Below are 17,229 nucleotides of genomic sequence, written 5' to 3' on the forward strand. Positions count from 1 at the left end.
CCGCCGAGGTCAGTCGGGCTCGATCGGCAGCCAGAGCTCGGTCGTCGCCGTGCTGAAATCGTCGGATCGTTCGAGGATCGCGACGATCGACGGCCCCGGGCGGAGCCGCCACGGGTTCGACGGGAACCATTCGCTCGCCGTTGCGGCCCACGTCGCCTGTAGGGCGGCGGGATGGGCGCCGCTCGCACGGAACACGGCCCAACGGCCGCCGGGCGCTTCGATCGCGTCGAGATCATCGGGCACGGCGGTGGTGGCATCGAGCGCGACGCCGTGGAGGTAGACGAGTTCACTGCCCTCGGGGCATCGGGCTCGATCTCGTCGGTCACCTGCAGGAGACCTGCGGGCTCTGTGTCTGCGAGCGACTTGAGTCGCCCGTGCGTCGCGGTCGGGAGCCCGGCGACGAACTCCTGGATGTGCGGGTTCGCTCCCTCGTGGATGAGCGGCACGCGCGTCGCGTGCCCGACGAGCCGGAACGCGGGGCGATCGAGGATTCGAGTGTCCATGGGTGTGCTTCCTTCGACGGTCAGGCGGAACCTGAGTTGCGGTTGAGACCGGAGGGGACCGCCGTCACGTCGCACGTCGCTCGCCCCGGCGCCGTGCACGGCACGGAACGCCCGACCGAACGCCTCGGTCGATCCGTACCCGTACCGCACGGCGATGTCGAGCAGGTCGAGCTCGCCCTGCAGCACGTCGGCAGCGGCGACCGTCATGCGACGGCGCCGGATGTAGTCCGACAGCGGAATGCCCGCGAGCGACGAGAACATCCGTCGCACGTGGTATTCAGTGCTGCCGACGGATGCCGCGAGCCTCCCGATGTCGAGATCGTCGGCCTCGCCGCCGCCCGCGGCGACGAGTCGCGCCTCGACGAGGTCAACGAGGCGGTTGAGTGCTGTGATCATGCGGATCCCTCCGACATCGAGCCTCGTCGAACGCCGATGCGGCGCGCCCGATCGTTCGCGTCCGATGCGGTCATCGCGCGATCAGTGGGCGACGGATACGGCTCGATGCCCGCGGCGATGGCCGCTTCGCGGTACGCCGCCGCAAGTTCGGCGAGCGTGAAATGTGCGTTCAGGCCACTCGGGCTCGGAAGCACCCAGAGCCGGCTCTCGCCGACGAAGGCGTCCTGCGGGCCGAACGTCGCCTTGGGAACCGCGAACGCGGTTCGGTACGCCCCGACGCCGAGCATCGCGGCGATTCGAGGACGGGCTGCGTCGATCTTCGACTCGAGGACCTTCCGGCCTGCGACGAGCTGCTGGTCGCTGAGTTCGGACGCTTTGGCCGTCGCATAGCCCACGAGGGCCGTGATGCCGATGCCGCGTTCGGCGAGGTGGTCGAGATCGGCCTGGCGGAATCCCGATGACGTGTCGATCACATGATCCGTGATTCCGGCCAGGGCGAGGGCGGCGAAGAACCGATTGCTGCGGTGCGCGAAGGCCGCGCCGACGGCCGCGCTCCGAAGTCCGGGGTTGATGCCGATGAACAGGAGCTTGAGCCCCTCGCTCAGCACGTCGGGCACGCCTTCACCCCGATGGGCTTCGAGTTCGGCCCGTGTGAGTCTCACGGTGCCGACGATACCGCGCGCCGTTCAGCACGGACACGGTCATCGGGCGACCGAGAGATCGCCGAGGGTCGTGCCGTGGAACACAGCCCAACGCTCGAACGCAGACCGGAACTCCGCGAGGTCGACATCCCCGCTGAACGGCCCAGCTTCGATGGATGTCTCGCCGCGCCGTTCTCGCGACCGGCGCCACGTGCCGACGACCTCGCCGTCAGCGACGAGGAGCGGAAGGAACATGCCGTTCCTGCCGGGGACGACGCGGAGCGCGTCGTCGGTCGAGCAGAAGGCCGTGCGATCGCCGTAGCCGAGGAAGTACTCGTCGAAGGCCGCGAGCACGTGCCGTGTGCCCTTCTGCGACGCCGCGATCGGCGTCGGAGCAGCTGAAGCGACGAAGCGCTCGTCGCCGAACGGGACGAGCGCTTCGCCCGCGACGGCGAAGGCGGTTCGCGCCTGAGCGAGCGTGAGCCCGGCCCACCATGCGAAGTCGCGCGCCGTGACCGGCCCGTGTCCACGGACGTAGCCGACGACCAGCCGCCCGAGGATCTCATCGTCGTCTGAAGGTTCGTCGGGCCGGCGCGGCGACCACTCGTCGAGGAGTGCGAACCGCTGTCGTGACCTCGTGTCGACCGGGCCGCCGCAAAGCAGCCCTTCGTTCGCGAGCCGCCAGATGAGGTGGTAGCCGCGTTGCCCCGTCGTGACGACTCCGGCACGCGCCCATGCGGCCTGCAGTTCATCGCGACTCGCCGACCGGCCGCCCTCGAGCTCGCGCACCGCAACGGTCCGCGCGGCTGCGTGCATGTCGTCGTCGATGCCCTCGTCGCGGTGGGTCTTGGCCGCCCGCTGCAGGAGCCGCGCCGAGGTGAGCCGCAGGATCGGACGGAGCATCGACGGTTCGACGAAGTGCAGCGTGCCGCGCATGGGCCACGAGCGTAGGAGCGTGCGGTCGTCGATCGCCTGATCGATCGAGGCCTCGGTCGAACCCCGCACCCGCGCCCCGAGCACCCACTTCGCTGCGCCGAGGTCTTGCGCCTGCACACACACGAGCCGTGCCATGGCGTCGGCAGGCGACGCGAACCCGTCGTCGAGCCCGTGCGCCGCCAGCCGCGCGGCGCGGAGCGCCGCAAGCGAGGCCGGCCCCGAGGCATCCGTCGTCATGTGTCGAGTCTGCCGGGCACCGCCGACACCCCGAGGCGCCCTTCACAGCCGAAGGCGGGATAAACTGGGAGGCTGTGCCGCTCGGCACGCCTTTCCTCACCCGAACTCCGGAGGTTCGCCGTGCTCGCCGTCCACGATCTCGAGATCCGTGTGGGCGCCCGCGTGCTCATGGAGGGCGTGAACTTCCGCGTCACGCCCGGCGACAAGATCGGGCTCGTCGGCCGCAACGGCGCCGGCAAGACGACGCTCACGAAGACCCTCGCGGGCGAGACCCTGCCGACGGGCGGTCGCATCGACCGGTCGGGCGAGATCGGCTACCTCCCGCAGGACCCGCGCTCGGGTGACCCCGACATGCTCGCGCGCACGCGCATCCTCGACGCGCGCGGCCTCGGCTCGCTCGTGATCGGCATGCGCGAAGCATCCGAACTCATGGGCAGCGACGACCCCGCGGTCGCCGAGAAGGCGATGAAGCGCTACGGCAACCTCACCGACCGCTTCCAGGCCCTCGGAGGGTATGCCGCCGAGGCCGAGGCCGCCTCGATCGCGTCGAACCTCAACCTGCCCGACCGCATCCTCGACCAGCCGTTGAAGACCCTCTCGGGTGGTCAGCGCCGGCGCATCGAGCTCGCCCGCATCCTGTTCTCCGACGCCGACACGATGATCCTCGACGAGCCGACGAACCACCTCGACGCCGACTCGGTCGTGTGGCTTCGCGAGTTCCTCAAGGGCTACAAGGGCGGCGTCATCGTCATCTCGCACGACGTCGTGCTCGTCGACGAGGTCGTCAACCGCGTCTTCTACCTCGACGCCAACCGCTCGGTCATCGACATCTACAACATGGGCTGGAAGCACTACCAGCGCCAGCGCGCCGCCGACGAAGAGCGCCGGAAGAAGGAGCGCGCGAACGCCGAGAAGAAGGCAGGCGCCCTCCAACTCCAGGCCGCGCGCTTCGGCGCCAAGGCGTCGAAGGCGGCAGCCGCCCACCAGATGGTCGCGCGCGCAGAGAAGCTGCTCTCGGGCCTCGAAGAGGTGCGCGCGGTCGACCGCGTTGCGAAGCTGCGCTTCCCGACGCCCGCGCCGTGCGGCCGCACGCCCATCACGGCGAGCGACCTCTCGAAGTCGTACGGTTCGCTCGAGATCTTCACGGCCGTCGACCTCGCGATCGACCGCGGCTCGAAGGTCGTCATCATCGGACTGAACGGCGCAGGCAAGACGACGCTCCTCCGCATCCTCGCGGGCGTCGACGCGCCCGATACAGGCGTCGTCGAGGCCGGCCACGGACTGCGCGTCGGCTACTACGCGCAGGAGCACGAGACGATCGACGTCAAGCGAAGCGTCCTCGAGAACATGGTGAGCTCGTCGCCGAACCTCACCGAGACCGAGGCGCGCAAGGTGCTCGGCTCGTTCCTCTTCACGGGCGACGACGTCCACAAGCCCGCCGGGGTGCTCTCTGGCGGTGAGAAGACGCGTCTCGCGCTCGCGATGATCGTCGTGTCGGGCGCCAACGTCCTGCTCCTCGACGAGCCGACGAACAACCTCGACCCCGCGAGCCGCGCCGAGATCCTCGACGCGCTCGCGCACTACGAGGGCTCGGTCGTGCTCGTGTCGCACGACCCGGGGGCCGTCGAGGCGCTCAACCCCGAGCGCGTGCTCATCATGCCCGACGGCACCGAAGACCACTGGTCGGCCGAGTACCAGGAGCTCATCGAGCTGGCGTGACCCGACGGGCCGGCGCCTCAGCTCCGGTCGAGGATCTCGTCTTCGACGTCGGCGTCGGTCGGCGTCCGGCGTACCTTCGCGGGTTTCGGCGCGTTCGGATGTCCGTTGCGCCGTCCTGTGCGCGGGTCGCGGTCGCGACCCGGATTCTCGGATGCCTCGGCGAGCGCTTTGCGCTCCTGGTTCGCCGCCCATCCGAGTGCGACGAAGGCGAGCGCGGCGAACACGAACCACTGCAGTGCGTACGAGAGGTGAGGGCCTTCGTCGCGCTCGGGACGGCTCGCGGCGAGCGGCGGCTGGGACGCGTCGGCCCCGGTCTGCACCTGAATGCCGTAGGCGCCCGTGAAGCTCGGTTCGCCGACGCGGTCGGCGAGTTCCGACAGGTCGATCGTCGCGAGTTCGTTCCCGGATGCCGTGCGTCCCGCGATCGTGCCCTCGCCGGCCTTCAGCCGCGCCGTGATCTCGACGTGTCCGGGCTCGGGCGCCGCGTACTCGCTCGGGCGCCCGTCGGGGCCCTGGGCGATCCAGCCGCGGTTGACGAAGAAGACTGTGCCGTCGTCGAGGCGGAACGGCGTCACGACCTCGAAGCCCGAACTTCCGCCGAAGGGGCGGTTCCGGATGACGACCTCTTCGCCCGGGAGGAACTCACCCGAGAGGGCCACGACCCGCCAGCGCTGGTCGGGGTCGAACGCCGCCGGATCGGGCAGCACCTCAGCGACGGGCACGGGCTCGGCGTCGTAGTTGGCGTCGATGCGGGCGATCTCGGTGAGGGCTTCGGCGCGCCGGTTGAACTGCCACGTGCCGAGGGCGCAGCACGCGATCGCGAACGCGATGACCAGCGCGAGATAGCCCGCCCAACGAGGCGAGCGGAGGAACGACCATTCGCCCGTCATGCGTTCGCCCCGGACGCCTCGGCGCCCGTCTCGTCGAACCGGGCGACCCGCACGGGGAACGACCGCGATTCGAGGAAGCCCCTGAGGTAGTCGACGTGCTCGTCGCACGCGAGCCACGTCTTCGTACGCGTCTCGTCATGGATCTTCGGGTTCCGCCAGTCGACGCGCCACGCGGCCGCTTCGCGGCAGCCCGCACGCGAGCAGACGTCCGCGGCAGGCGCGGCGCCGGGCAGACCGATCATCGCTCGCCCTCGGACGGGGCGTCGGGCGAGGCATCCGGATGACTCGTCGCAACGTCATCGCTCGAAGCATCCGAAGCATCCGAAGCATCCGAAGCATCCTGGTCGTTCGTCGCGGCCGACGCGCCGATCGCACCGTCGCGACGAACCGGCCGCCCCGTCCACACGACCGCGCCCGGCCGCTCGACCTCGCCGCCGCGCCCGCTGCCCGTGTTGGCGATGACGACCGCGAAGTACGGGAGGAACACGGCGCCCGCCGCGAACACCAGCAGCCACCAGCCCTGCACGAACAGCATCGCGACGATGCACGCGACACGGATCGACATCATGATCGTGTACTTGATCATGCGTGCGCGTCGCTCGTCTTCAGGGGACGGCGGCAGCGAAGTGATGGTGTGCTGCTGCTTCATCGTGGTCGCCGGGTGACGGTCGGCGCTCCTCGCCCTCAAGCCTACGTCGCCCGACGCATGCCGACGCGCGGAACGGGACACCCTCTACACTGAAACCCGGCCGAGCCGAGTGCACGTGCACCGCCGCCGAACACCCCTTGAACACGCCCCTGAACCCGCCGAGAGAGTGAGCCCACTGCGATGACGACGAGCCGCACCGTCCTGGTCACGGGAGGAAACCGTGGAATCGGTTACGCGATCGCCGAGGAGTTCGTCGCGCAGGGGCACCGCGTCGCGGTGACCGCCCGCTCGGGTGAAGGGCCTGAAGGCACGCTCACCGTGCGCGCCGACGTCACCGACGCAGAGTCGATCGACCGCGCGTTCACCGAGATCGAGACGGCCCTCGGCCCCATCGAGGTCGTGGTCGCGAACGCCGGCATCACCCGCGACACGCTCCTGCTCCGCATGAGCGAGGACGAGTTCACGTCGGTCGTCGACACGAACCTCACGGGCGCGTTCCGTGTCGTCAAGCGCGCGTCGAAGGGCCTGCTCAAGGCGCGCTTCGGCCGAGTCATCCTGATCTCGAGCGTCGTCGGCCTCTACGGCTCGGCGGGCCAGGTCAACTATTCGTCTTCGAAGGCCGGCCTCGTCGGCATGGCCCGCTCGCTCACGCGCGAACTCGGCGCCCGCGGCATCACCGCGAACGTCGTCGCGCCCGGTTTCATCCGCACCGACATGACCGACGAACTCCCCGAGGCCCAGCAGGAGGAGTACCGCAAGTCGATCCCGGCGGGGCGCTTCGCCGAGCCCTCCGAGGTCGCGAAGGTCGTCACGTGGCTTGCCAGCGACGACGCCGGCTACATCTCGGGCGCCGTCATCCCCGTCGACGGCGGCCTCGGGATGGGTCACTGACCGCGACTCAGTCGCGGACGATGAGCACCGAGCAGTTCGCATGCTCGGCGAGCGTCGCCGACACCGAGCCGAGGAGCAGTCGCGCGAAGCCGCCGCGACCGCGGCTGCCGACGACGAGGAGGTCGGCGGTCTCGGATGCCTCGAGCAGCGTGTGTGCTGCAGGGCCTTTGCTGATCACGGCACGGTAGACCTCGGGAACGGTGTCGCCGAACGCGTCGCGGCTCGCTTGCGCAGATATCTCCCGGGCGTCCTCCTCAGGGGACCAGCCGGCGGGCAACGGGCCACCGAAGCCTTGGGGGAGCTCCCACGCGGTGACGCCGACGACTTCGCGGCCGAGCGCTTCGGCGAGCACGACTGCGCGGCGCATGGCCGAGATCGACGACGGCGAACCGTCGACGCCGACGACGATGCGCCCGTTCGCGACTTCGGCCGTGGGCGCGGTTGCTTCGGACTCGGGACGATCGGACATCTGGATCCTTCCTCGACGAGCGAGCCGACGGACGGCCGACCCGCTCCTGCGAGTCTGCCGTCCGTCGTCGCCCGAGTCGAGCGGCCGCGCGCAGGAAGGTCAGCGGGGGAGTCCGATGAGCGGCAGCACCGACGACAGGTCGGGAAGATCGATGACGACGTCGGCGCGCTCGCGCACGATCGGCTTCGCGCAGAACGCGACGCCGAGGGTCGCCATGTCGAGCATCCGCAGGTCATTGGCCCCGTCGCCGACGGCGATCGTCTTCGAGAGCGGGATGCCGCTCGCCGCAGCCCATTCGACGAGCGCGGCCGCCTTGGCGTCGGCGTCGATGATCGGCCCGTCGACGACGCCGGCGAGGGTGTCGCCCTCGAGGCCGAGGCGGTTCGCGCGGCAGAAGTCGAGGCCGAGCCGCTCGGCGAGCGGGTCGAGCAGTTCATGGAATCCTCCCGACACGACGCCGATGCGACCGCCCGCGGCGTGCACGCCCGCGACGAGGCGTTCGATGCCGGGGGTCGGCGTCATGCGCGCGCGAACCCGCGGCAGCACCGAGACATCCACCCCGCGAAGCGTCGCGACGCGCTCGCGCAGACTCGCCGCGAAGTCGAGCTCACCGCGCATCGCACGCTCGGTGACGGCCGCAACGAGCTCGCGAGAGCCCGCCTCTTCGGCGAGGAGCTCGATGGCCTCTTCGCGGATGAGCGTCGAATCGGCGTCGAGCACGACGAGGGGGCCGGTCGCCCGGTCGCGCACCGCGGCGCTCACGCGCCGGCTCGAACGCGTGAGCCCTTGCCCACGACGGTGATGCCGCTGTCGGTGACGATGAACCCGCGCGCGAGGTCGGCTTCGCGGTCGACGCCGATCTCGGCGCCCTCTTCGACGACGACCTCCTTGTCGAGGATCGCCCGTCGCACCGTCGCACCCGCGTGGATGTGCGCGCGGTCGAACAGGATCGAGTCGGCGACGTGCGCCCCCGACCCGACGATCGCCCACGGGCCGATGACGCTGCGCTCGAGGTGCGCCCCTGAGATGACCGAGCCGAGCGAGACGATCGAGTCGATGACCGTGCCGAGCGCGCCACGCGCGTCGCGTGTGAACTTCGCGGGCGGTGAGTTCAGCTGCTGGCTGAAGATCGGCCACTCGCTGTTGTAGAGGTTGAAGACGGGCAGCACCGAGATGAGGTCTTGATGCGCCTCGAAGTAGGAATCGATCGTTCCCACGTCGCGCCAGTAGTAGCGGTCGCGGTCGGTCGAGCCGGGCACGTCGTTGCGCTGCAGGTCGTAGACGCCGGCCGCGCCTTGCGAAACGAATGCGGGGATGATGTCGCCGCCCATGTCGTGGCTCGAGTCGGTGCGTTCGCCGTCGCGGAGCACGGCGTCGATGAGCGCGTCGGCGTTGAAGACGTAGTTGCCCATCGAGGCGAGCACTTCGCCGGGGAGTCGGGCAGGCCCTTCGGGTCGGACGGCTTCTCGAGGAACTGGTGGATGCGGTCGGGGTGCTTCGCGTCGACCTCGATGACGCCGAACTGGTTCGCGAGCGAGATCGGCTGGCGGATCGCGGCGACGGTCGCCTGCGCCCCCGACGCGACGTGCGCCTCGATCATCTGGTCGAAATCCATGCGGTAGACGTGGTCGGCGCCGACGACGACGATGAGGTCGGGTCGCTCGTCGTAGATGAGGTTGAGGCTCTGGAGGATCGCGTCTGCCGACCCCGAGAACCAGCGCTTGCCGAGGCGCTGCTGCGCCGGCACCGATGCGACGTAGGAGTTCAGGAGGCCGCTCAGGCGCCAGGTCTGCGACACGTGGCGGTCGAGCGAGTGCGACTTGTACTGGGTCAGCACGACGATCTGGCGGAGGCCCGAATTCAGGAGGTTCGACAGCGCGAAATCGATGAGCCGGTACTGCCCGCCGAACGGCACCGCGGGCTTCGCGCGGTCCTCCGTCAGGGGCATGAGCCGTTTGCCTTCTCCTCCGGCGAGGACGATGCCGAACACCTTGCGCGCAACCATGCGCCAAGCGTATCCAGTGGACGCCCCGAACGCAGGCGGCGCGACGACGCGTGACGGGATGTCGCTGCGCTACCTTTGCTGCATGCGCGTCGACCTCCTCACCCGTGAGTATCCGCCCGAGGTCTACGGAGGGGCCGGTGTGCACGTCGCCGAGCTCGTCCGGGCCCTCCGACGAGAGATCGACGTGGCCGTGCGCTGCTTCGGCGCCACGCGCGACGAGCCCCGCACGTACGCGTACGCGACGCCCGACGACCTCGTGAACGCGAACCCGGCGCTCGCAACGCTCGGCACCGACCTCGCGATCGCACAGGATGTCGCGGGCGCCGACCTCGCGCACTCCCACACCTGGTACGCCAACTTCGCAGGCTTCACGGCCAAACGCCTGCACGGCATCCCGCACGTCGTCACGGCCCACAGCCTCGAACCGCTCCGGCCGTGGAAGGCCGAGCAGCTCGGCGGGGGATACGCGGTCTCGTCGTGGGCCGAGAAGACGGCCTTCGAAGACGCCGACGCCGTCATCGCCGTGAGCGACGGCATGCGACGTGACATCTTGCGCGCCTATCCGGCGATCGACCCGGCACGAGTCGAAGTCGTGTACAACGGCATCGACCTCGCCGACTGGGTGCCCAACGGCGACGCCGACACCGTACGCGCGCTCGGCGTCGACCCCGACGCCCCCTCGGTCGTCTTCGTCGGACGCATCACGCGTCAGAAGGGCCTGCCCTACCTGTTGCGCGCCGCGCGGCTCCTGCCCGACAATGTGCAGCTCGTGCTGTGCGCGGGCGCTCCCGACACACCCGAGATCATGGCCGAGGTCGAAGCCCTCGTCGCCGAGCTCCGCACGCAGCGCGAGGGCGTCGTGTGGATCGACCGGCACCTGCCGCGGCACGAGCTCACGGCCCTGCTGTCGGCTGCGACCACCTTCGTCTGCCCGTCGATCTACGAACCGCTCGGCATCGTGAACCTCGAGGCGATGGCATGCGGCGCAGCCGTCGTCGGCACCGCGACCGGAGGCATCCCCGAGGTCGTCGACGATGGCGTCACGGGCGTGCTCGTGCCGATCGAGCAGGCCGACGACGGCACCGGAACGCCGCTCGACCCCGACCGGTACGTCCGCGACCTCGCGGCGGCGCTCGAACGCGTCGTGAGCGACCCTGCGTGGGCGAAGGAACTGGGTGCCGCCGGCAGGCGCCGCGCCGAGGCGCACTTCGCGTGGGACGCGATCGCGGCGCGCACCCTCGAGGTGTACGCGCGCGCGCTCGCGCGTTGAGCGCGAGTGCACAAGGCCCCACCGCGCGGCAGGAGCGCCCCTCCGCTCCCGATAGCATTGGAAGCATGGCGAGTACGGTTCTGAAGTTCCGCGATGTGTCGGTGGTCCGCGACGGCAACACGATCCTCGACGGGATCGACTGGACCGTCGAGTCCGACGAGCGCTGGGTCGTGCTCGGGCCGAACGGCGCCGGCAAAACGACGCTCCTGCAGATCGCCGCCGCCGCCATGCACCCCTCGACCGGCACCGCCGAGGTGCTCCTCGAGTCGCTCGGCAAGGTCGACGTCTTCGAACTCCGCCCCATGATCGGCTTCGCCTCGACGGCTGCGGCCCGCAAGATCCCGCGCAACGAGACGATCCTCGACGTCGTGCTCACGGCCGCCTACTCGGTCTCGGGCCGGTGGAACGAGGAGTACGAAGAGATCGACCTCCGCCGCGCGCAGCGCGTGCTCGCTGAGTGGCGCCTCGACTCGTTCGCAGACCGCCGCTTCGGCAGCCTCTCCGACGGCGAACAGAAGCGCGTGCAGATCGCCCGTGCGGTCATGACCGACCCCGAACTCCTCCTCCTCGACGAGCCCGCCGCGAGCCTCGACCTCGGAGCGCGCGAAGAGCTCGTCGGACTGCTCGGCGGCTACGCGTCGTCGCCCGCGTCGCCCGCGATCGTCATGGTGACCCATCATGCCGAAGAGATCCCGCAGGGCTTCACGCACGCGCTGCTGCTGCGCGACGGCAAGGTCGTGACGTCGGGCCCCTTCGCCGAGGCGCTCACGTCCGAGACCCTCACCGAGACCTTCGGGCTGCCGATCGAGCTCACCGAACGCGACGGCCGCTACGCCGCGCGCGCTTCCTGAACGTGTTCTGATCCGTTCTCTGCTAAGATCGATAGCTGGCCCGACGGCCATCAGTTTTTCCTGCGACGCCTAGCGTCAGACCGTTTCCAATCCAGCAAGGAAGTCTCCATGAAGACCGACATCCACCCCGAGTACAACGCCGTCGTCTTCCGCGACCTCGCTTCGGGTGCCACGTTCCTCACGCGCTCGACGGTGACGAGCGACAAGACCATCGAGCTCGACGGAGAGACCTACCCCGTCATCGACGTCGAGATCTCGAGCGAGTCGCACCCGTTCTACACGGGCAAGCAGCGCATCATGGACTCGGCCGGCCGCGTCGAGAAGTTCAACCAGCGCTTCAAGGGCTTCGGCGGCGCCAAGTAAGGCCCCCCGGCAAGACCACACGAGAGGGGCGGGCGACTTCGGTCGCCCGCCCCTTCGTCGTGCGCAGATGGCTCGTGGCCCGGCGCGACTTGAAGAGTCAGCGCACCGGCCAAACCCCCGAGGTGGTGAACTCGGGCTCGCCGTTCTTGCGGCGCCACTCCTGGTAGCTCGCGGCCTGGTCGCGCGACCAGATGATCTGGCGGTCGTGGAGGTCGGTCGCGGGAATCTCGGCGAGCTCGGGGTGCTTGCGGGCGATCGCCTGCGCGACGCGCCCGGCGGCGATGGCGTCGGCTCCGGCGTCGTGGGCGTCGAGGAGTTCGACGCCGTAGTGCTCGCACGCGGCCGTGAGGGTGCGCTTGCCGCGACGGTAGCGATCGACGGCTTTGTCGATGACGAGCGGGTCGACGACAGGACCCGGGCCGTCGAGGGGCGTGAGACCGTACCGTTCGGCTTCTCGCGCGAGCACCGTCAGGTCGTAGCTCGCGTTGTAGGCGACGATCGGGATGCCCCGGCGGGAGGCATCCGTCAGCGCCGCGATGATCTCGGAGGCCGCCTGCGCGGCCGGTGCGCCCTCTGCGCGGGCGCGCTCGGTCGTGATGCCGTGGATGAGGGTCGCCGCCGTCGGGATCTCGACGCCGGGGTCGACGATCCACTGCCGCTGCTCGAGCACCTCGCCGCCCGCGCCGATGACGCCCACGTGCGCCGTCACGATGCGGCAGGTGTCGATGTCGATGCCCGTCGTCTCGAGGTCGAAGACGGCGAGGGTGTCGGTCCAGCGGGCGTTGGTCTCGGTCATGTCCTTCACTGTAGGAACCGCCACCGACACGGCTCGCGGGGCACGCCGTCGACACGACGACCGGCAGGTCTTCCCAGCCCCGCGCCGTAGACTTGCACCGATGACCGCCAGCCCGTACGCCGCAGCCCTCGCGCGCGTTCCCGTCCGTGAACACCGCACGACCGTACTCGGCTCCGAGACGGCGTGGTGGGAGTACGGCGAGCCGGGTGCGCCCGTCCTTGTGCTCGCGCACGGGTTCCGCGGCGACCACCACGGGCTCGAACCCGTCGTCGCGCACCTGCCGGGGTTCCGCATCGTCTCGCCCGACCTGCCCGGCTTCGGCGCATCGGCGCGTCTGAACGGCCGCGCTCACGACATCGACGGTTATGCGGCGTGGCTCGCGGCCTTCATCGAGGCGGTCGGACTCGCGGGCGAGCCGTACACGCTCCTCGGCCACTCGTTCGGCTCGATCGTCTCGTCGGCCGCCGTCGCGAGCGGGCTCCGCCCAGAGCGGCTCCTCCTCGTGAACCCGATCGGCGCCCCCGCACTCGATGGGCCGCGCGGGGTCATGACGCGCCTCGCCGTCGGGTACTACCGGGCGGGCGCGGCGCTCCCAGAGCGGGCGGGCTTCGCGCTCCTCCGCAACCGGCTGGTCGTCCGTGTCATGAGCGTCACGATGGCGAAGACGCACGACAAGGCGCTGCGCGGGTTCATCCACGACCAGCACGACCGCTACTTCTCCGAGTTCGCCGACCGCGACATGCTCCTCGAGGCATTTCGCGCGTCGGTGTCGCACGACGTGCGCGAGTTCGCGCCCGACATCCACGTGCCCACACTTCTGGTCGCCGCCGAACGCGACGACATCACCCCGATCGCGGCCCAGTACACGCTCGTCGAGCGGTTCCCCGACGCGAAGCTCGCCGTCATCCCCGGGGTCGGGCACCTCATCCACTACGAGACCCCCGTCGTGGCCGCGACCCACATCCGCGCGTTCCTTACGATGAAGTCGGCCGAATCGACAGAGGCGACGGAGGCGGGCGCGTGAGGATCGTCGTCGACTGCCGATACACGCGCATCGGCCAGCACGACGGCATCAGCCGCTTCACGGCGGGCATCGTCGGAGAACTCGCGAAGAGACATCCGCTCACGATGCTCATCAACGACCGCCGTCAGCTCGAACTCCTGCCGGATCTGCCGTGGCAGCTCGTGACGGGGCCGACGAGCGTGCGCGAGCCGTTCGTCGCGCGGCAGGTGCGGAAGCTCCGGCCCGACGTCGTGTTCTCGCCCATGCAGACCATGGGTTCGACGGGCCGCGACTACGCGCTCGTGCTCACCCTCCACGACCTCATCTACTACGAGAACCGCACGCCGCCGCGCGACCTTCCGGCGTTCGTGCGGGGGCTCTGGCGGCTCTACCACCTCGCGTGGTGGCCGCAGCGGATGCTCCTGAACCGCGCCGACTCGGTCGTCACCGTCTCCGAGACGACGGCGGGGCTCATCCGTGACCACAAGCTCACGAAGCGGCCGCTCGCGGTCGTGCCGAATGCAGCCGACGAACTGCCCGTGCCGCCGCTCCCGCGCGCCCGCCCGACGGGCAAGCACCTCGTCTACATGGGCTCGTACATGCCGTACAAGAACGTCGACACACTCGTGCGCGCGACCGCGCTCGTACCCGACCACGAACTGCACCTGCTCAGCCGCATCTCGCGCGCGGAGCGCGAGCGGCTCACCCGGCTCGCCCCCGAGGCCCGGCTCGTGTTCCACGACGGCGTGTCCGACGCCGAGTACGCCGAGCTCCTCGCGGGCGCGACGGCGCTCGTGCACGCGTCTAAGGCCGAGGGGTTCGGCATCCCGCTCGTCGAGTCGATGCGCGTCGGCACGCCCGTCGTGGTGAGCGACATCCCCATCTTCCGCGAGATCGGCGGCGACGCGGCGCTCTTCTTCGACGCGGCGGACCCGAAGTCGCTCGTGCGGGCGCTCGGCGCACTCGAGCAGCCGGGGGAGTGGGAGCGACGGAGCGAAGCCTCACTCGCCCAGGCGGCACGCTTCACGTGGGCGACGTCGGTCGAACGGCTCCTCGAAGTGCTGCGCGAGACGGTCGCGGCGCGCACGGCGCGGCACCGCAGACGCTGACACGCCGGCTCGCGAGGAGGCGCGCTGCGAAGCATCCGGATGCCCCGTGGGCGCCGCGTGCGGCGCACACGCGACACCCGCACGGGTCGGTTCAGCCGTCGGTGCCAGTCAACCGTTCGGGTTCGGCGAGGGACATCCGGTCGCCCGACACGTCGATCGGATGCACCGACCCGTTGCCGATGACGTACCCGCCGCTCGGGAGCGCGCCGTCGCTCAAGTGGCCGACGAGTGCGTGGATGACGCCGCCGTGCGACACGACGACGACCGAGCCGCCGGGGTGCGCGGCGGCGATGTCGACGAGCGCGGCCGTGGCCCGCTCGATGACCGCCGAACGCGGTTCGAGACCTTCGATCGTCGCGGCCTGCGCCTCGACGGCCGCGCGACCCGCGTGGTCGAGGCCCTCGAGCGCCCCGTGGCCGCGCTCGGCGAGTGCCGGCACGATGACGGGTTCGTCGAGGCCGACGATGCGGGCGATGATCTCGGCGCTCTCCGACGCGCGTGAGAGGTGGCTCGTGTAGATCCCGGCCCACGAGGTGCCGAGGAGCGCCGAGCCCGTCACCGCGGCCTGCGCCCTGCCGGTGTCGTTGAGCGGAATGTCGGTCGAACCTTGGATGCGTCGCTGGCGGTTCCAGTCGGTCTCGCCATGGCGCACGAGGAAGATCCGGGTCGTCGGGGTAGGGAGCACGGCGGAATCGGTCATCGATCCACTCTGGCAGAACTCCGAGCGAGGGGGATCCGACCTGGGGATGACGCTCAGCGCGTGAGCTCGGCAGCGAGCGCCGACAGGGTCTCGGTCGCGCCCGCGTCGATCTTGACCGCCGCGCGGCTGTCTCCCTTCGTGAGGCCGCGGTTCACGACGACGATGGGGGACTTGCGACGACGGGCGAGTTCGATGAGGCGCATGCCCGAGTTCACGACGAGCGAGGAGCCCGCGACGAGGAGCGCGTCGGAGGAGCCCACGATCGACGCCGCACGGTTGTACGTCTCGGCCGGGACGAACTCCCCGAAGAACACGACGTCGGGCTTCAGAATGCCGCCGCACACCGTGCACACAGGGATCTGCATCGCGTCCACGTCGTCGACCTCGACATCGCCGTCGGGCGCGGGACGGATCGACTGCTCGAGGTCGAGCCCGGGGTTGAGCGCTTCGAGCCGCTCGGCGATCGCCTGACGGGCGAAGCGCTGGCCGCACACGAGGCAGATGACGCGATCCATCGTGCCGTGCAGTTCGACGACGTGCGGGTTGCCCGCGCGCCGGTGCAACCCGTCGACGTTCTGCGTCACGACGCCCGACACGACGCCGGCCTGCTCGAGCTCGGCGAGTGCGAGGTGACCGGCGTTCGGCTTCGCGGCGCCGAAGCGGCGCCAGCCGAGGTGGCTGCCCGCCCAGTAGCGCTTGCGCGCGTGCTCGGAGGCGAGGAAGGTCTGGAACGTCATCGGCGAGCGCTTGGGCGCGCCTTCGCCGCGGTAGTCGGGGATTCCCGAGTCTGTGCTCACCCCGGCACCCGTCAGAACCGCCACCCGCGCGCCTCGAAGGATCGAGACCGCCTCGTCGAACTGCGCACTCGTGATCGCATCGGCCATGAGGTCTGTCATGCCCGTCTCCCTTCGACGATTCCCTGAGTGTAAACGCGTCCGTTTACGAGATTGTTTCGTGTGCTGGCAGTCTTGAAGCCGACGAAAGGCAGATATGCGCATCGAACGGGTCGCCGACGCGGCATCCGACGCCGTCGCCGACTATGCGGCGCTCACCGACGTGGCCCTCCGGAGCACGACCGAAGTCGACCGGGGGCTCTACATCGCCGAGTCGGCGAAGGTCATCACGCGGGCGATCCGCGCGGGCCACGTGCCGCGGTCCGTGCTCATGGAGGAGAAGTGGCTTGCAGGCCTCGAGCCTGTGCTCGAACCGTTCGACATCCCCGTGCATCTCGCCGACCCCGATCAGCTCGAGGCGATCACCGGCTACCGCGTGCACCGCGGCGCACTCGCGGCGTTCGAGCGACCCGAACTGCCTGATCCCGGTGCGCTCCTCGCCGCGTCGCGACGGGTCGTCGTGCTCGAGGACATCGTCGACCACACCAACGTCGGGGCGATTTTCCGCAGCGTCGCCGCCCTCGGCGCCGACGCCGTGCTCGTGACGCCGCGCTGCGCCGACCCGCTCTATCGGCGGAGCGTTCGCGTGAGCATGGGCACTGTCTTCCAAGTGCCGTGGACTCGCGTCGGCGAGTGGCGCGAGACCGCGCCGATCCTGGGCGAACACGGCTTCATGACCGCGGCGCTCGCCCTCGCCGACGACGCCGTGTCACTCCGCACCCTCGCCGCCGATCCGCCCGAGCGGCTCGCCCTCGTGTTCGGCGCCGAAGGCGACGGGCTCAGCCGGAACGCCCTCGAAGCCGCCGACAGGGTCGTCACGATCCCCATGGCGCACGGTGTGGATTCGCTGAACGTCGCCGCGGCAGCGGCGGTCGTGCTCTATGCGCTCGCGGCCGACGATTAGGCTG

The 17,229-nt window shown here is 70.1% G+C and carries 18 protein-coding genes and 2 pseudogenes; 8 read left to right on the top strand and 12 right to left on the bottom strand.

The genetic code is table 11. The features are described 5' to 3' along the window. Positions 1-9: 9 nt before the first annotated feature. The 3 genes and pseudogenes from ET445_RS12260 to ET445_RS12270 all read right to left on the bottom strand — a co-directional run bounded on the left by ET445_RS12260 (position 10) and on the right by ET445_RS12270 (position 2,713). Positions 10-899 (bottom strand): annotated as a pseudogene (locus ET445_RS12260) (AraC family transcriptional regulator). Beyond that, positions 896-1,561 carry a mismatch-specific DNA-glycosylase gene (locus tag ET445_RS12265; protein WP_129191545.1) on the bottom strand — a complete coding sequence of 222 codons (666 nt, stop codon included), beginning with the start codon at positions 1,559-1,561 and terminating at the stop codon, positions 896-898. The pseudogene ET445_RS12260 and the gene ET445_RS12265 overlap by 4 nt, the downstream one beginning before the upstream one ends. A 39-nt stretch (positions 1,562-1,600) precedes the next feature. Then, a complete protein-coding gene (locus ET445_RS12270) occupies positions 1,601-2,713 on the bottom strand; it encodes a winged helix DNA-binding domain-containing protein (RefSeq protein ID WP_129191546.1) in 1,113 nt (370 codons plus the stop codon). Between the two features lie 120 nt (positions 2,714-2,833). Here ET445_RS12270 and ET445_RS12275 point away from each other — a divergent pair, with 120 nt between their 5' ends. Then, the gene (locus ET445_RS12275; RefSeq protein WP_129191547.1) at positions 2,834-4,432 is read left to right on the top strand and encodes an ABC-F family ATP-binding cassette domain-containing protein; all 1,599 of its coding nucleotides are present in this window, start codon (positions 2,834-2,836) and stop codon (positions 4,430-4,432) included. A 17-nt stretch (positions 4,433-4,449) separates the two neighbouring features. Here ET445_RS12275 and ET445_RS12280 read toward each other — a convergent pair whose 3' ends face one another. Genes ET445_RS12280 through ET445_RS12290 form a run of 3 tightly spaced genes read right to left on the bottom strand, consistent with a single transcriptional unit; the run spans position 4,450 to position 5,971 of the window. After that, positions 4,450-5,322 carry an SURF1 family cytochrome oxidase biogenesis protein gene (locus ET445_RS12280; RefSeq protein WP_129191548.1) on the bottom strand — a complete coding sequence of 291 codons (873 nt, stop codon included), beginning with the start codon at positions 5,320-5,322 and terminating at the stop codon, positions 4,450-4,452. After that, entirely contained in the window at positions 5,319-5,564 is a 246-nt protein-coding gene (locus ET445_RS12285; protein ID WP_129191549.1) for a hypothetical protein, read from the bottom strand. The genes ET445_RS12280 and ET445_RS12285 overlap by 4 nt, the downstream gene beginning before the upstream one ends. Next, on the bottom strand, positions 5,561-5,971 hold the full coding sequence (locus ET445_RS12290) for a DUF3099 domain-containing protein (protein ID WP_129191550.1): 411 nt from the start codon (positions 5,969-5,971) through the stop codon (positions 5,561-5,563). The genes ET445_RS12285 and ET445_RS12290 overlap by 4 nt, the downstream gene beginning before the upstream one ends. Positions 5,972-6,151: 180 nt before the next feature. Between ET445_RS12290 and ET445_RS12295 the strand changes: the two genes are divergently transcribed. Beyond that, entirely contained in the window at positions 6,152-6,862 is a 711-nt protein-coding gene (locus tag ET445_RS12295) for a beta-ketoacyl-ACP reductase (protein ID WP_129191551.1), read from the top strand. 7 nt (positions 6,863-6,869) lie between these two features. Here the strand turns inward: ET445_RS12295 and ET445_RS12300 are convergent, their stop codons facing one another. From ET445_RS12300 to glgC, 3 genes and pseudogenes are all read right to left on the bottom strand, one after another. Further along, a complete protein-coding gene (locus ET445_RS12300; protein WP_129191552.1) occupies positions 6,870-7,331 on the bottom strand; it encodes a universal stress protein in 462 nt (153 codons plus the stop codon). Positions 7,332-7,430: 99 nt separating this feature from the next. Next, positions 7,431-8,093, bottom strand: coding sequence for a phosphoserine phosphatase SerB (serB, locus tag ET445_RS12305; protein WP_243695191.1), 663 nt, complete (start codon positions 8,091-8,093; stop codon positions 7,431-7,433). Then, a pseudogene (glgC, locus tag ET445_RS12310) lies at positions 8,090-9,336 on the bottom strand (glucose-1-phosphate adenylyltransferase). The gene serB and the pseudogene glgC overlap by 4 nt, the downstream one beginning before the upstream one ends. Positions 9,337-9,418: 82 nt before the next feature. On the opposite strand from glgC, the gene glgA reads away from it, so the two are divergent. The 3 genes from glgA (at position 9,419) to ET445_RS12325 (ending at position 11,820) form a co-directional block, all read left to right on the top strand. Next, positions 9,419-10,606, top strand: a complete 1,188-nt coding sequence (gene glgA, locus ET445_RS12315) for a glycogen synthase (RefSeq protein WP_129191553.1) — start codon at positions 9,419-9,421, stop codon at positions 10,604-10,606. A gap of 65 nt (positions 10,607-10,671) precedes the next feature. Continuing rightward, entirely contained in the window at positions 10,672-11,457 is a 786-nt protein-coding gene (locus ET445_RS12320; RefSeq protein WP_129191554.1) for an ABC transporter ATP-binding protein, read from the top strand. Positions 11,458-11,565: 108 nt separating this feature from the next. After that, entirely contained in the window at positions 11,566-11,820 is a 255-nt protein-coding gene (locus ET445_RS12325) for a type B 50S ribosomal protein L31 (protein WP_129191555.1), read from the top strand. A 97-nt stretch (positions 11,821-11,917) separates the two neighbouring features. Here ET445_RS12325 and ET445_RS12330 read toward each other — a convergent pair whose 3' ends face one another. Continuing rightward, the gene (locus ET445_RS12330) at positions 11,918-12,616 is read right to left on the bottom strand and encodes an exonuclease domain-containing protein (protein WP_129191556.1); all 699 of its coding nucleotides are present in this window, start codon (positions 12,614-12,616) and stop codon (positions 11,918-11,920) included. Positions 12,617-12,716: 100 nt separating this feature from the next. On the opposite strand from ET445_RS12330, the gene ET445_RS12335 reads away from it, so the two are divergent. Then, complete coding sequence (locus ET445_RS12335) at positions 12,717-13,640, top strand: alpha/beta fold hydrolase (RefSeq protein WP_129191557.1); 924 nt, start codon at positions 12,717-12,719, stop codon at positions 13,638-13,640. Further along, positions 13,637-14,728 (top strand): glycosyltransferase family 4 protein, encoded by a 1,092-nt coding sequence (locus tag ET445_RS12340; protein WP_129191558.1) that lies wholly within the window; start codon positions 13,637-13,639, stop codon positions 14,726-14,728. The genes ET445_RS12335 and ET445_RS12340 overlap by 4 nt, the downstream gene beginning before the upstream one ends. A 91-nt stretch (positions 14,729-14,819) precedes the next feature. Here ET445_RS12340 and ET445_RS12345 read toward each other — a convergent pair whose 3' ends face one another. Together ET445_RS12345 and ET445_RS12350 are read right to left on the bottom strand one after the other, a co-directional pair. Next, entirely contained in the window at positions 14,820-15,428 is a 609-nt protein-coding gene (locus ET445_RS12345; RefSeq protein ID WP_129191559.1) for a histidine phosphatase family protein, read from the bottom strand. A gap of 53 nt (positions 15,429-15,481) precedes the next feature. Next, on the bottom strand, positions 15,482-16,324 hold the full coding sequence (locus ET445_RS12350; protein ID WP_129191560.1) for an NAD-dependent protein deacetylase: 843 nt from the start codon (positions 16,322-16,324) through the stop codon (positions 15,482-15,484). A 94-nt stretch (positions 16,325-16,418) separates the two neighbouring features. Between ET445_RS12350 and ET445_RS12355 the strand changes: the two genes are divergently transcribed. After that, complete coding sequence (locus ET445_RS12355; RefSeq protein WP_129191561.1) at positions 16,419-17,225, top strand: TrmH family RNA methyltransferase; 807 nt, start codon at positions 16,419-16,421, stop codon at positions 17,223-17,225. Positions 17,226-17,229: the final 4 nt, after the last annotated feature.

The organism is Agromyces protaetiae (genome assembly GCF_004135405.1).
GTDB lineage: Bacteria > Actinomycetota > Actinomycetes > Actinomycetales > Microbacteriaceae > Agromyces > Agromyces protaetiae.

What these genes read in the sequence shown, in the direction of transcription:
- ET445_RS12320 (WP_129191554.1), top strand. Translation starts at nt 10,672, where the DNA reads ATGGCGAGTACGGTTCTGAAGTTCCGCGATGTGTCGGTGGTCCGCGAC.
- ET445_RS12285 (WP_129191549.1), bottom strand. Translation starts at nt 5,564, where the DNA reads ATGATCGGTCTGCCCGGCGCCGCGCCTGCCGCGGACGTCTGCTCGCGT.
- glgA (WP_129191553.1), top strand. Translation starts at nt 9,419, where the DNA reads ATGCGCGTCGACCTCCTCACCCGTGAGTATCCGCCCGAGGTCTACGGA.
- ET445_RS12280 (WP_129191548.1), bottom strand. Translation starts at nt 5,322, where the DNA reads ATGACGGGCGAATGGTCGTTCCTCCGCTCGCCTCGTTGGGCGGGCTAT.
- ET445_RS12350 (WP_129191560.1), bottom strand. Translation starts at nt 16,324, where the DNA reads ATGACAGACCTCATGGCCGATGCGATCACGAGTGCGCAGTTCGACGAG.
- ET445_RS12290 (WP_129191550.1), bottom strand. Translation starts at nt 5,971, where the DNA reads ATGAAGCAGCAGCACACCATCACTTCGCTGCCGCCGTCCCCTGAAGAC.
- ET445_RS12355 (WP_129191561.1), top strand. Translation starts at nt 16,419, where the DNA reads ATGCGCATCGAACGGGTCGCCGACGCGGCATCCGACGCCGTCGCCGAC.
- ET445_RS12335 (WP_129191557.1), top strand. Translation starts at nt 12,717, where the DNA reads ATGACCGCCAGCCCGTACGCCGCAGCCCTCGCGCGCGTTCCCGTCCGT.
- ET445_RS12325 (WP_129191555.1), top strand. Translation starts at nt 11,566, where the DNA reads ATGAAGACCGACATCCACCCCGAGTACAACGCCGTCGTCTTCCGCGAC.
- ET445_RS12295 (WP_129191551.1), top strand. Translation starts at nt 6,152, where the DNA reads ATGACGACGAGCCGCACCGTCCTGGTCACGGGAGGAAACCGTGGAATC.
- ET445_RS12345 (WP_129191559.1), bottom strand. Translation starts at nt 15,428, where the DNA reads ATGACCGATTCCGCCGTGCTCCCTACCCCGACGACCCGGATCTTCCTC.
- ET445_RS12270 (WP_129191546.1), bottom strand. Translation starts at nt 2,713, where the DNA reads ATGACGACGGATGCCTCGGGGCCGGCCTCGCTTGCGGCGCTCCGCGCC.
- ET445_RS12330 (WP_129191556.1), bottom strand. Translation starts at nt 12,616, where the DNA reads ATGACCGAGACCAACGCCCGCTGGACCGACACCCTCGCCGTCTTCGAC.
- ET445_RS12300 (WP_129191552.1), bottom strand. Translation starts at nt 7,331, where the DNA reads ATGTCCGATCGTCCCGAGTCCGAAGCAACCGCGCCCACGGCCGAAGTC.